This window comes from Adlercreutzia sp. St.1H8, assembly GCF_059728655.1.
In genome coordinates this window covers 2,643,049-2,656,523 of record NZ_AP039376.1, presented here as the reverse complement: position 1 = coordinate 2,656,523, position 13,475 = coordinate 2,643,049, and the positions used below count along the sequence as shown (strand labels likewise).

Sequence of the window (13,475 nt, the reverse complement as noted above, 5' to 3'; positions counted from 1 at the left end):
GGCGGGTCGGAGGAGGCGCCCAGCGGCTCGGGTGGCGCCAGTGGTTTGGGCGGGTCGGATGGTTCGAGCGGTGCCGGTGGTGCCGGCGGCCCGGATGGCCCGGGCGCCCGGGGGGCAGCGGCTCGGGCGATTCCGCCGATTTGCCCGAGCCCGGATGCTTCCGCCCCCTTAGGCGAAGTCCTCGCTTCTGAGGGGGTTTTGCAGCAGCGTGAGGCGCTTGCGCAGGACGTTGGTGCGTCGCACGGCCTCGAGCAGCAGCTGGCAGCGTGTGCCGATGAGCTCGCGATTCGTGTCGAGGAAGGGTCCCACCTGGTCGCGGGTGAGCGTGAAATGCTCGATGAACTCGCCCTCTCCCGGCTGCGCGTCGCCGTCGGGCTCGACGTAGGCGATGACCACGCGCACGTTCTCCTCCGCCATGCCCACCGACGAATACCCCGACTGCGGCAGCGGCATGAGCGGGTCGCGGTCGAACGCGCGACGCAGGCGGTAGCCGGTTTCCTCGCGCAGCTCGCGGTCGACGCAGTCCGCCAGCGTCTCGCCCGGCTCGACGAGTCCGGCGGGAAACGCAATGACCGAGGCATTCACGGGGTAGCGGAACTCGCGGATGAGCAGCAGGCTGTCGTCGGGGAGCACGGGCACGATGCACACGGCGTCGGGCTCGGGCGTGCGGCCGGCGGCGTTTCCCAGCAGCTGGGCGCGATAGGCGTCAAGCCCCTTGCGCGAGACGCTCTCGTAGCGGTATTCCGACCCATCGGGCATCTCATAGGTGAGCACATACTTCTTGATCCACCCGTCGCTGACGAGTTCGATGTCCTTAAATTGGGGCAGTGAATGCTGATCTTCCCGATGGGAATCGTGAATGATCTCATTGTTTTCGACGAGGCTCATGGAGACTCCTCTCGTGTGGTCGACCTCCCCGCTCTCTCGTGCGAGAAGCCCCGAAAACGCCGAAAGGGCGGCCTAGGGGGAGCCGCCGATTCGGTTGAGCACCGGAAAGGGGAGGAACCGGCGCTCTCAGGAGAGAAGGAGGAAAGGAAACTGTCTTCTTATGTACTTGTCATCTGCTGGTTAGCAGTATAGCGAGCGCCCAAGGAGCCTCGTGGCCTCGTGGCGGCGTAGTTACCCCCGTGTCACTCTCCCCTCATGTTCTCGTCATCGTCGTAACCTCCTAGTCAATTCCACGTGGGTTTTCGGCAACGAACTCCTAGGAGAAACCCCATCCAGCGCGGAGAAAATGTTTCACGTGAAACATTCGTACGGTGAAAACGGGGGGTACGGGAGCCGCTGTTTTGCAAACGAATGTTTCACGTGAAACATCCCAGAGGCACTGAGCGCAGGACAAGTCTGGATGAAGTGGACGCGTGCGGACGCGGAAAGAGCGCTCGACACGGCTGCGTGAACGCAAACGCGAGTAGGCACGGATGACGGCGGGCAGGCACGAGCAGACGAGCGTGGTCGATGAGGCGAGCGTGGGCGGGAGGCGAGCGCGAGCGAGCTGGCGGCGGGAGCGAGCAGGCGCGGGCAGACGAGCGTGGTCGGTAGGGCGGGCGAGCGCGGGCGAGCCGGCACGGCCGTCGGGGCGAGGCGTGTGCAGGCGCGAGCGGACGCAGGTGGTTTTTGCTACTATGGGGGGCATGGCTACCATTGGCATCATATCGGATACGCACGGACGGCTCGACCATCGGGCCTACGCGGCGCTGGCGGATGTGGATCACATCATCCACGCAGGCGACATCGGCGACCCTGCCATCCTGCGCGAGCTGGAGACGCTGGCTCCGGTGACTGCCGTTCTGGGCAACAACGACTTCCCGGAATACGGCGACTTCGTGGGGCGCTTCGCGCGTCCTGTCCTCGAGGGCGTTCGTTTCCTCGTGGCCCACTACCCTCGCGATGTGCGCGTTACCGCTGCCGGCAGCGCGGCCCTGGCGCCTGGCGACCCGCTGCCCGACATCTGCGTTCACGGCCACACCCACGTGCCCAAGCTCGAGTGGGGGAGCGACGTCCGGCCCGCCACGCTGCTGATCTGCCCCGGCTCGGCGTTTCGTCCTCGTGGCGGCTTCCCGCGTTCCATTGCGAAGGTGTCTGTCGAAGGCGGCCGCATTCTCAGCGCGCACGTCGAGTCTCTCGAGGGGGAGTCTCTCTTCACATGGCCCCGCCATCCTTAGCGTCTGCTTTTTGCGGCGAGAACGAATGTTTCACGTGAAACATTCGGCGCACGGTGTTTCGCATGCCCGCGCGGCGCTCGCGCCCCATCCCTCTGCCCGTCGCCAATGCGGGCAGCGGCACTCCGCCTCAGAGCTGTGTCGCCCACAGCGCGCCGCCGACGGCTCCCGCCTTCCCGCCCCGCAGCCCCGCCGACGGCTCCGCAGCTCCGGCTCCCCCGCGCCTCCGTCCCACGGTGCTCCGCCGACGGCCCCGCGTTTCCGCCCCGTCCGCAGCTCCGGCTCCCTCCCCGCGCCTCTGCTCCACAGCACTGTTCCCGCCAATGCGAGCATTCCGTCCTGGTCGGCGTCAGCGTTGTGCGGCGGGGATTGTTCTCCTTGGTGTACTTTGGCCCTTTGGACGACAAAAAAAGAAAGCCGCCCCTGATGGGACGGCCTTTCTTGCACGTTGTCTTGCGCTGGCTTAGAACACCTGGAACTTGTCCTTAGCGCAGAAGCAGATGGGGCACTTCTCGAAGTCGTCGCCCTTGTGGATGTAGCCGCAGACGGGGCACAGGTAGAAGGAGCGGTCGTCCTCGGCGTCGATGTTGTTGTAGGCGTCCAGGTACAGCTCGGCATGCACGGACTCGGCCAGCTTGGCGCGGGTGAACACCTGCACGGCCTTGGCGTCGCCCTCCTCCTGGGCCTTCACGATGAAGGACGGGTACATGTCGGAGGTCTCGTAGATCTCGCCCAGCGCGCCGGAGATGAGGTTCAGGTCGGTCTGGATGCCCTCCATCTGCGGAGCCTCGGGACGGACGTAGTCGGGCTCGGCGGCCTGGATGAGCGCGGCCTCAAGGCCGATGTGGATCTGCTCGGCGGCCGAGGTGGCCTCGAACTGGCGGGCGATCTGCTCGTAGCCCTGGGCGCGGGCGGCGGCGGCGAAGGCGGCGTACTTGGCGGACGCGCCGGTCTCGCCCATGACAGCGGCCTTCAGGTTCTCGAGCGTGGTGCCGACGGTGGTGGTGCTGTCGGGCACGACGTTGAAGTTGGTGCTGTTGGCGGGGGTGGGAATCTCCTGGCGGATCTTCATGGTCATGGCGTTGCTCCTTCTTGCTTGTTCGGATGACGAGACGGGGTCATCTCGTGTGCCCGCCTATTATAGGCACGACCGTGGCGGGGGCGCAGCCGCCCATTCCCTGCTTTTCACAAATGTTTCCAAAATAGCGCAACTGCTTGGCGATAATGGGGGCGAGACGTTTCGCCTGCCGATGCCGGCAGGCCCCAAAGCGCGAGAAGGGAACCGCATGGAACGCGAAGCAGCGTGGAAGACGTACGACGAGGCCGCCCACGAGGCCGTCGAGGCCCTGGCCTCCGACTATCGGGACTTCATCTCGGAAAACAAGACCGAGCGCGAATGCGTGACCGCCGCCGTGGCCAAGGCCGAGGCGGCCGGCTACCGCCCGCTGTCCGAGGCCGTGGCCGCAGGGCGCGCCCTCGTGCCGGGCGACAAGGTGTGGGCTGCCGCCCAGGGCAAGGCGCTCGTCCTGGTGCAGCTGGGGGATAGCCCGCTCGCCGCGGGCATGAACATCCTGGGTGCGCACGTGGACTCGCCGCGCCTCGACCTCAAGCAGAACCCGCTCTACGAGGCCCACGGCTTCGCGTTGCTGGACACGCACTACTACGGCGGCATCAAGAACTACCAGTGGACGGCGCTGCCGCTGGCGCTCCACGGCGTGGTGGCCAAGACCGACGGCTCTGTGGTGGAGGTGAACGTCGGCGAGGATCCGGCCGACCCTGTGTTCTGCGTGACCGACCTGCTGCCCCACCTGGGTCGCGCGCAGATGGAGAAGAAGGGGAGCATCGTCGTGGAAGGCGAGGACCTCGACGTGCTCGTCGGCAACCGCCCGCTCGTCGCCGAGGCGGGGAAGGCCCCGGCTGCCGCGGCCGCGCCTGCGACCCAGACGGCCGGAGACGCCGCCGACGCGCCGAGGGACCCCGCCGCCGCCCCCGCCGACGCTCCTGCCGCCGCCGCCCCCGACGGCGCTCCTGCCGCCGCCGCCCCCGACGGCGCTCCTGCCGCCGACGCGCCGAAGGATCCCGTCAAGGCCTTCGCGCTGGCGCTGCTGGCCGACAAGTACGGCATCGCCGAGGAGGACTTCCTCTCCGCCGAGCTGGAAGTCGTGCCCGCCGGACGCGCGCGTGACCTGGGCTTCGACCGCTCGATGATCATCGGCTACGGCCAGGACGACCGCGTGTGCGCCTACACGTCGCTCGTGGCCCAGCTGGCGCTGGCCGACGAGGTGCCGACAAAGACGGCCGTCACCGTGCTCGTGGACAAGGAGGAGATCGGCTCGGTGGGCGCCACGGGCATGGAGTCGCTGTTCTTCGAGAACGTCATCGCCGAGGTGATGGCGCTCGCCGGCGAGGAGGGCGCGCTGCCCCTGCGCCGCGCCCTCGCGGCTTCGTCGATGCTCTCCTCCGACGTGTCCGCCGGCTTCGACCCCGCCTATGCGAGCGTATTTGAGGCGAAGAACGCCGCCTTCCTCGGCCGCGGCCTCGTGTTCAACAAGTACACCGGCGCGCGTGGCAAGAGCGGCTCGAACGACGCGAGCGCCGAGTACGTGGCCCGCGTGCGGCGCGTCATGGACGACGCCGGCGTGAGCTTCCAGACGGCTGAGCTGGGGAAGGTGGACGCAGGCGGCGGCGGGACCATCGCCTACATTCCCGCGCGCTATGGTATGGACGTCATCGACTCGGGCGTGCCGGTGCTCTCGATGCACGCGCCGTGGGAGGTTACGAGCAAGGCCGACATCTACGAGGCGCGCTGCGGTTACGAGGCCTTCCTGCGCAACGCCTAGCGTCCGGTCTCCGCTGGCAGGGGCGCCGCGCGCCGGAGCGTCGGCCGCCCCTGCACCCTCCGCGAGCCCAGGGCGGCCGGCGGGCTGCGGGCCGCTGCGCCCTCCCGCGGGCGCCCGCCGGCCGCTGCGCCCGTCGCCTCGCCCTCCTGCGACTCGCCTGCCCCACCTTGTCGCGTCCCCGCCCCTCCGCGGGCGCCCCCCCCTTCTCGCCCGTCGCCTCGCCCTCCTGCGCTTGCGCTCCCTCCCGCGGGCGCGGCCGCCCCCGTCCTTCTGCCCTCCTGCGGGCGTGTCCTCCCGCCCCCCCCCTCCCGCTCCCGCGCATGCCGGGAGATTCCGCCGATTTTCTGATCTGACTGCCGACCTGGGGTTTTGCCGTCTATAATGCACTCAACCTATCGCGCAGCCGCGTTCGCAAGCGGCGTCACCGCAGGTCAGAGGGCCATAGAGAAGAAGGAGAGAGCGCATGGCATTCTATTTCGACGAGCCGTCCCGCACGTTCAACGAGTACCTGCTGGTTCCTGGGCACACGCCCGCGTCCTGCGTGCCGGCGGCGGTCAGCCTCAAGACGCCCCTGGTCAAGTACCGCAAGGGCGAGGAGGAGTGCCCGCTTTCCCTCAACATCCCCATGGTGTCCGCCATCATGGCCGCCGTCTCCGACGACCGCATGGCCGTGGCCCTGGCCACCGAGGGCGGCCTCTCGTTCATCTACGGCAACCAGACCATCGAGGACGAGGCGGCCATGGTGGCTCGCGTCAAGGACTTCAAGGCCGGCTTCGTCACCTCGGACGCCAACCTCTCGCCCGACATGACGCTGGCCGACGTGGTGGAGCTCAAAGACGAGCACGGCCACTCCACCATGCCCGTCACCGAGGACGGCACGGCCCACGGCAAGCTGCTCGGCGTGGTGACCGAGCGCGACTACCGGCTTTCCCGCATGGAGCTCACCGAGAAGGTGGCCGACTTCATGACCCCGCGCGAGAAGCTCATCGTGGCCCAGGACGGCGTTTCCCTCAAGGACGCCAACGACATCATCTGGGAGCACAAGCTCAACTCCCTGCCGGTGGTGGATGCCGACGATCACCTGGTCAGCCTCGTGTTCCGCAAGGACTACGACTCCCACAAGTCCAACCCCAACGAGATGCTCGACGGCCACAAGCGCTACATGGTGGGCGCCGGCATCAACTCGCGCGACTACGCCGAGCGCATCCCCGCGCTCGTGGAGGCCGGGGCCGACATCCTGTGCATCGACAGCTCCGAGGGCTTCTCCGACTGGCAGAAGATGACCATCGAGTGGGTGCGCGAGCACTACGGCGACACGGTGAAGATCGGCGCGGGCAACGTGGTGGACGCCGAGGGCTTCCGCTTCCTGGCTGACGCGGGTGCCGACTTCATCAAGATCGGCATCGGCGGCGGCTCCATCTGCATCACCCGCGAGACCAAGGGCATTGGCCGCGGTCAGGCCACGGCCACCATCGAGGTGGCGAAGGCCCGCGACGAGTACTTCCGCGAGACCGGCATCTACGTGCCCATCTGCTCCGATGGCGGCATCGTGTACGACCACCACATCTCGCTCGCCCTGGCCATGGGCGCCGACTTCGTGATGCTGGGCCGCTACTTCGCCCGCTTCGACGAGAGCCCGTCCAACAAGGTGATGGTGAACGGCACCTATATGAAGGAGTACTGGGGCGAGGGAAGCGCCCGCGCCCGCAACTGGGCCCGCTACGACCTGGGCGGCAAGAAGAAGGCCCTCACCTTCGAGGAGGGCGTGGACTCCTACGTGCCCTACGCCGGCAGCCTCAAGGACAACGTGGACGTGACGCTGCTCAAGCTGAAGTCCACCATGTGCAACTGCGGCGCGCTCACCATCCCCGAGTTCCAGGACAAGGCGAAGCTGACCCTGGTCAGCGCCACGTCCATCGTGGAGGGCGGCGCCCACGACGTCCTGCTGAAGGACAAGACGCCCTACGTCTCCAACACGCGCTAACGCAGGAAGGCGGAGCGCGCCTGACGATGCGCTCTGCGGCACTCCCGCGCTTCCGAAGGGCCCCGATGACGGGGCCCTTCCTGCGTCTGGGGGAGGGAACTGTGCGTTTTGCTGGCGAGAAGTCGTGAGATGCCCTGATCGCCCCTTGCGAACGGGGCCTTGGTGGTATACTCCAGGTTTCGATAGGATAATTGCTTCAGTGTGCTCTTTTTCGTGCGGGGAGGTGACATGCAGAACTCGTGGATCGGCATCGCGCTGATGGCCCTGGTCGTGGTCATCGGCCTGGTGGTGGGCATTCGCCTGAGCCCGCCTGGCTCCCAGCGCCGTGCCGTCATCGGATCGCTCGGCGGCGTGACCCTCGTGGTGGTTCTGTTCTTCCTGGTCGCCATCGCGCTCTCGCAGCGGTGGACCGCCCCGCTGTTTGCCGTGGCCTGCATCGTCGTTCCCGTGGCCGTCTACGTGGGGATGACCGAGTCGGCTGACAAGACGCGTCGCCGCAAGCGCGCGGACGAGGCTGCCAAGGCCCGCGCCGCGCAGGAGCCTGCCTCGGAAGAGGCGGCCGAGCCGCTGGTCAAGCCCGTGGTCGAGCCGAAGAAGCCCACCAAGCGCGTCGCCCCCAAGCCTAGCAAGCCCACCAAGCCCGCTCACGGCAAGCCCACTCCCGCCACGATATCGCTTCCCTTCGCCGACCTCACCACTACCAAGGTGGTTCCGGTGGAGAAGGTCAACGTGATCGACCTGCGCCCGCTCGCCGAGGAGCAGGAGGAGCGCCGTCGCGCCCTGGAGGAGGCTGCCGCCCTGGAGGCCGCGGAAATCGAGGCGGTGGAGGAGATCCCGTTCGTAGCCTCGCCCTTCGTGCCGGCTGACGCGGAGCCGGAGGACGAGGAGTTCGAGCCGGCGGAGCCCGTCGTCACGTTCGAGCCCGAGCCGATGCGCGAGCCTGAGCCGGCGTTCGTTCCCGCGTCCGAGCCGGAGCCCGCGGCATCTTCCAAGCCGACGTGGGAGGTGTTCTCCTTCGCGTCCGAGCCGGAGCCTGAGCCTGCGCCCGAGCCGGAGCCCGCGGCTGCCCGCGCGCCGGAGGAGGCGCCTGCCGTGGAGCCGGCCTTCGAGCCCGAGTCTGCCGTGGCGCCTGCCGTGGAGCCCGAGCCTGCCGTCGTCGCCTTCGAGCCCGAGCCCGCCCGCACCGCGACCCCCGAGCCCGAGCCGGCCCCCGAGCCCGTCGTGGCTCCCGAGCCCCTGCCGGAGCCGGAACCCGCCATCATTCCCGAGCCGGAGCCCGAGCCTGCGTTCGTCCCCGAGCCCGCGCCCGCCCGCATCGCGACCCCCGAGCCCGAGCCGGCCCCCGAGCCCATTGCGACCCCCGAGCCCGAGCCGGAGCCCGAGCCCATCGCGACCCCCGAGCCGACCCCTGCCGCGGCCTCGTCCTATGACGGCTTCTGCGCTAAGGCGCAGTCGCTGCGCGAGCGCGGCGTGTACCCCATTGCCGCGCGCCTCTTCGCAGAGGCCGCCGCCGCGGCGCCGACGCCCGACGAGGCCCGCCGCGCCCGCTTCGACGAGCTGGCCTGCTACGTCAAGGCAGGCGATGGGGACAAGGCCCGCGCGGTCGCCGCCGAGCTGCGCCAGTCAAGCGTGCTCACCCGCGTCGAGCGCATGAAGCTGGACGCAGTCGAGAGGATGGGGTAGGCCATGGCAGCCCACGCCCGCCCCGATCAGCGCGTTGACCGGCGGGCGCCCGCTCCGCGCCGCCGTCCTGAGATGCCTCCGTCCTACCGGGCCTCTTGGGCGGCGCTGCCCGTGGTGGTGCTCTGCTCCCTGGCCGTCTCGGCCTGCATGGCCTTCGGCAACCCGGTGCTGTGGATGACTAACGACCAGGCCGCCGAGGCCCTTGCCGCTGCGCCGCCGGAGGAGGCTCCCACGCCCGCTCCCGATGCCCCGGAGGAGCCTGAGGCCCCCGAGCAGCAGATCATCGGCCAGTACCAGGCCATCTCCCAGAGCGAGGACGCGGCGCGGGCCCAGAACATCCGCCTGGCGGCCGACGCCATCGACGGCGTGGTCATCGAGCCCGGCGGCGTCTTCTCGTTCAACGAGGTGGTGGGCGACAGCTCCGCCGAGCGCGGCTACCAGGAGGCTCCCGTCATCCGCAACGGCAAGGTGGCCGTCGGCGATGGCGGCGGCATCTGCCAGGTGTCCACCGCCCTCTACATCGCGGCCGTCAAGGCCGACCTGGACATCGTCGAGCGTCATCCCCATTCCGTCGTGTCGGACTACGCGCCCATCGGCCTGGACGCCACCATCGTCTACGGCCAGATCGACCTGCGCATCCGCAACAACACCGAGCACGACATCACCATCTACGCCAAGGCCGTCGGCCAGACGGTGGACGTGACCATCGTCGGCGACCCGCTGCCCGAGGGCGTCACCGTGGATGCCACCTCGCGCGTGGTGGATCGCTATGAGAAGAAGGACGCCGAGGGCGAGCTGCGCCAGTACTACATCTCCGAGTCGTTCCGCGTGTACTACCAGGACGGCGTGCGCACCACGCGTGACCTGCTCTCAAGCGACATCTACCTGGTGGACGACTCCTCCACGGTCACCCTCGCCGAGGGAAGCGTGGAGCCCAGCAAATAGCGCTGCTTCCCTCCCCGGGCGGGCATCGTTTCGTATACAATGGGCCAAGCGCGCGAAATGCGGGCACCAACGCCGCGCTTGCGGCCACCGTCGTCCATCATTGGGAGAAAGAGCCACCATGGAAACCAACGAATCCATCCTCACTCGCAGCATCGTCGGCCTGGATGACCGCAAGGTGCTCGGCAAGATGCGCGAGCTGCGCGTTGACTGCGATACCCTGGCCGTCGGCCACTACATCGTCTCCAACGCCACCACCAACACCCCGCTTGTGCTGCCCTTCGCCAACGTGATCGCCGTCGGCGACACGTTCATCACCGTCCAGTCGCGCGAGGACTTCCTGGCGGCGTCCGACCCGCAGGCCCAGGCCCTCATCGGCGACGGCTTCGCGCTCATCGGCGCCGAGGTCTACACTCGCACCGGCAACAAGCTGGGCGTCGTGGCCACCTACGCCTTCGACCCGGTGTACGGCACCGTCACCAGCCTCACCCTCGACGATGGCACGGTGTTCGCGGCTGATGCCTTCGTGTTCTTCGCCCCCGAGTTCGTCTTCGTCGACGACGGCGCCAAGACGGCTGCCGAGCTGCGCGAGAGCGGCGAGCCTGCGGCCGCGGTCGCGGCTGACGAGCCGGTGGCCGACGATGTGCTGCTGGCCGACGACGTGGCTGCCCTGGCGGTCGAGGACGAGATCGTGGAGGACTTCGCGGAGGCCGCCGTTGCGGAGGAGGTCCTCGAGCTCTCCGAGGAGGATGCGCAGCTGGTGGAATTCCTCATCGGCAAGACCCTCACTGAGGACGTGGCCAGCGCCGACGGCGTGTTCGCCGCTGCCCGCGGCGTCATCCTCACCCGCGATCTGGTCGAGCAGGCGGCTGCCCATGACGCCCTGCTGTCCCTGACCATGAGCGTGGACGAGTAGCGCGACGCCAAGGCATCGCTGATGCGAGGGGCCCGGCCGTCTGGTCGGGCCCCTCTTGCGTCTGGGGGGGGCTAGGAGCGTTCCCGCAGGGCGTCGAAGAGCGCTTGGAGCTCGGGTTCGAAGGCGCTGCCCTTCAGGCGGATGAAGGCGATGTCGTGCTGGATGGGCGGGCCGGCCAGGGGCACCTCCTTGAGCGAGCCCTCCTGCAGCTCGCGCTGCACGGCGGCCTCGTAAAGGAACGCCACGCCCAGGTCGTGGGCGACCATCACCTTGATGACGCCCAGGCTCTCGGCGATGAGCGTGTCGGCGAACCCCTCGATGGAGAGGTTGCGCGCGGCCAGGGCGTGGTCGAGCACGGCGCGGGTGCCCGAGCCCGGCTCGCGGGTGACGAGGCGCTCGCCCAGCAGGTCCTCCATCGTCTGCGGCTCCCGGGCGAACCGGTGGCCGGCGGCGCATACGCAGATGAGCCGCTCGGTGCGGAATACGTCCCACTCATACGCGCTCTTGTCGAAGAGACCCTCCACGAAGGCGCAGTCCACCGTGCCGGCGTCGAGCAGCTCGATGAGACGGCGCGTGCCGCCCGAGCGCACGGTGGCGCGGATGTCGGGCCGCGCGGCCAGGTACTCCGCCAGGGGGGCGGCGGCCAGATACTCGCCAGCCGTGAGCGTCATCCCGATGCTCAGCTCCACGGCCGAGCCCGACGCCAAGGCGCTCACGCGCTCGCGGAGCATGGACTCGTCGTGGGCCATGGTGGAGAGCGCGTCACGCAGCACGAGGCCGGCCTTCGTCAGCTCGAGCTTCTTGCGCCGATAGGTGAACAGGTCGGCGCCGTATTCCTTCTCGAGGAAGGCGATGTGCTGGGAGACGGCGGGCTGGGTGATGTGGAGCTCCTCGGCGGCGCGCGTGTAGTTGAGGGTGCGGCACACCGTGAGGAAGGTCCTTACGCGGAAGTCCTGCACGGGCGCCTCCCTTCTCGTTCTTCTGGCCGTCGCCACCGTATCATAAAACTATCTTATCGATAGATAAAAACTCATTAGTTTTCATTTGGTATACTGGATGGCAGAATGACTTCACCACGTTCCTGCGCGCCGCTGCGTCCTCCACCGGCGGCGCGTGGTCTGAACGCTTGTCTATACCCGTATGAAAGGCGGCCAATGCGCGAGCTGATAAAGAAGGTCCCCATCCCCACGGCGGGCGTGGCCCTTGGCCTGGCGGCCCTGGGCAACCTGCTCCAGCCCTACACCGAGATTGCCCATGGCGTGTGCGGCCTGCTGGCCCTGGCCTTGGTGAGCCTGCTGGCGGCGAAGATCGTGCTGTTTCCCTCGATGATCCGCGATGACCTGCACAACTCTATCCTGGCCAGCGTGTCGGCCACCCTGTTCATGGCCCTCATGCAGCTGGCGGGCTACCTGGCGCCCGTGGCCATCGTTCCCGCCTTCGGGCTGTGGATCTGCGCGGTGGCGGCGCACCTGTCCCTCATGGTGTGGTTCAGCTTCCGCTTCATTCGCCGCTTCAAGCTGCATGAGGTGTTTCCCACCTACTTCATCTGCTACGTGGGCATCATCGTGGCGTCGGTCACCTCTCCGGCGTTCAACATGGAGTCGCTGGGCTACGGCCTGTTCTGGCTGGGCTTTGCCTGCTATGCCGTGCTGCTGGCCGTGGTCACCCTTCGCTACCTGCGCCATGAGATTCCCGAGCCTGCTCGTCCGCTGTTCTGCATCTACGCGGCGCCGATGAGCCTGTCGCTCGTGGGCTACCTGTCCACCTCGCCCAACCCCAACCCGGTGTTCGTGGGCGTGCTCATGGTGCTGGCCCAGGCGCTGTTCGCGATGGTGCTGACGCGCCTGCCCAAGCTGGTGGCCCTCAAGTTCTACCCCAGCTTCGCGGCGATGACGTTCCCCTTCGTCATCTCGGCCACGGCGCTCTCCAAGGGCGTGGCCTTCCTGACCGGCGCTGGCGTGGCGCTGCCCTTCCCCGAGGCGCTTCAGGTGCTCATCGGCCTGGAGACGGCGTTCGCGGCCATCATGGTGCTGTTCGTGCTCGGCCACTACGTGCGCTTCTTCTACGAGCGCGTGGAGCATCCGCAGGCTGCTGCCGTGGTGCAGGAGTCGCAGATGAACGCCCGCTTCGCCGAGAACTTCGAGAACTAATCCCGAGGGCGGGATCCCCCGCTCCTGCCCGCTGTCATAAGAGGCGGCCCGCGAACCTGCTCGCGGGCCGCCTCGCGTTTGTTGGTACAATGGCCCGACGAACCCCTTCGCGAAGGAGCCCCCATGAACTTCCACAACGCCCGCTTCCTGGCCGCCTACGGCACCTCAGCGCAGCTGCCGCCCTCCAACGGCCCCGAGGTCTCCTTCGCCGGCCGCTCCAACGTGGGCAAGTCGTCGCTGCTCAACAAGCTCATGTACCGCAAGGGCCTGGCGAAGGTGTCGTCCACGCCGGGCAAGACCGCCACCATCAACTTCTACGACGTGGACGGCGCCGACCTGGTCGATCTGCCCGGCTACGGCTACGCGAAGGTCTCCAAGTCCGAGAAGGGGCGCTGGTCTGAGCTGATCGACGGCTACTTCAACCAGGAGCGCGCCTTCGCCTTGGTGGTCTCGCTCATCGACATCCGCCACGAGCCCTCGGCGCTCGACCGCGGCATGGTGGGCTTCTTGAAGGAGGCCGAGCTCCCCTTCGCCATCGCGCTCACCAAGGCGGACAAGCTCTCGAAGCAGCAGGCGGCCAAGCAGCGCGCTGTCATCGTGAAGGCGCTCGACCTGCCGAAGGGGACGCCGGTGGTGGTCACCTCTGCCGAGAAGGGCGGCGGCATCGAGGAGCTGCGCGCCCTCATTTCCCGGGCAGTCGGCGAGTAGGCGAAGCGCGGCGCCCGGCTACCTGACCTGCCGTGAAAAGGGTACCGGGGGGGGGGTATGCGCTTCTCAGTGCCGCTGGGCAGCAAAGGG

The 13,475-nt window shown here is 68.1% G+C and carries 11 protein-coding genes; 8 read left to right on the top strand and 3 right to left on the bottom strand.

The genetic code is table 11. The features are described 5' to 3' along the window. Nucleotides 1–168 precede the first annotated feature (168 nt). Entirely contained in the window at nt 169–888 is a 720-nt protein-coding gene (locus AC6I0Y_RS10570; RefSeq protein WP_160708698.1) for an NUDIX hydrolase, read from the bottom strand. Nucleotides 889–1,634: 746 nt separating this feature from the next. On the opposite strand from AC6I0Y_RS10570, the gene AC6I0Y_RS10565 reads away from it, so the two are divergent. Further along, entirely contained in the window at nt 1,635–2,165 is a 531-nt protein-coding gene (locus tag AC6I0Y_RS10565) for a metallophosphoesterase family protein (protein ID WP_497731732.1), read from the top strand. A gap of 460 nt (nt 2,166–2,625) precedes the next feature. Here AC6I0Y_RS10565 and ngr read toward each other — a convergent pair whose 3' ends face one another. Beyond that, the gene (gene ngr, locus AC6I0Y_RS10560) at nt 2,626–3,240 is read right to left on the bottom strand and encodes a nigerythrin (RefSeq protein WP_497731729.1); all 615 of its coding nucleotides are present in this window, start codon (nt 3,238–3,240) and stop codon (nt 2,626–2,628) included. Nucleotides 3,241–3,448: 208 nt separating this feature from the next. Here ngr and AC6I0Y_RS10555 point away from each other — a divergent pair, with 208 nt between their 5' ends. From AC6I0Y_RS10555 to AC6I0Y_RS10535, 5 genes are all read left to right on the top strand, one after another. Further along, complete coding sequence (locus AC6I0Y_RS10555; RefSeq protein WP_497731726.1) at nt 3,449–5,002, top strand: aminopeptidase 1; 1,554 nt, start codon at nt 3,449–3,451, stop codon at nt 5,000–5,002. Nucleotides 5,003–5,465: 463 nt separating this feature from the next. Further along, complete coding sequence (locus AC6I0Y_RS10550; RefSeq protein WP_497731724.1) at nt 5,466–6,986, top strand: IMP dehydrogenase; 1,521 nt, start codon at nt 5,466–5,468, stop codon at nt 6,984–6,986. A gap of 228 nt (nt 6,987–7,214) precedes the next feature. Beyond that, nucleotides 7,215–8,669, top strand: coding sequence for a hypothetical protein (locus AC6I0Y_RS10545; RefSeq protein WP_497731721.1), 1,455 nt, complete (start codon nt 7,215–7,217; stop codon nt 8,667–8,669). A 3-nt stretch (nt 8,670–8,672) separates the two neighbouring features. Beyond that, on the top strand, nt 8,673–9,614 hold the full coding sequence (locus AC6I0Y_RS10540; protein ID WP_160708688.1) for a VanW family protein: 942 nt from the start codon (nt 8,673–8,675) through the stop codon (nt 9,612–9,614). A 118-nt stretch (nt 9,615–9,732) separates the two neighbouring features. Continuing rightward, complete coding sequence (locus tag AC6I0Y_RS10535) at nt 9,733–10,527, top strand: hypothetical protein (protein ID WP_497731718.1); 795 nt, start codon at nt 9,733–9,735, stop codon at nt 10,525–10,527. A 71-nt stretch (nt 10,528–10,598) separates the two neighbouring features. On the opposite strand, the gene AC6I0Y_RS10530 is transcribed toward AC6I0Y_RS10535, so the two are convergent. Continuing rightward, nucleotides 10,599–11,486, bottom strand: coding sequence for a LysR family transcriptional regulator (locus tag AC6I0Y_RS10530; protein ID WP_160708684.1), 888 nt, complete (start codon nt 11,484–11,486; stop codon nt 10,599–10,601). 195 nt (nt 11,487–11,681) lie between these two features. Between AC6I0Y_RS10530 and AC6I0Y_RS10525 the strand changes: the two genes are divergently transcribed. Further along, on the top strand, nt 11,682–12,677 hold the full coding sequence (locus AC6I0Y_RS10525; RefSeq protein WP_497731714.1) for a TDT family transporter: 996 nt from the start codon (nt 11,682–11,684) through the stop codon (nt 12,675–12,677). A gap of 123 nt (nt 12,678–12,800) precedes the next feature. Beyond that, a complete protein-coding gene (gene yihA / locus AC6I0Y_RS10520) occupies nt 12,801–13,385 on the top strand; it encodes a ribosome biogenesis GTP-binding protein YihA/YsxC (protein ID WP_242162309.1) in 585 nt (194 codons plus the stop codon). Nucleotides 13,386–13,475 lie beyond the last annotated feature (90 nt).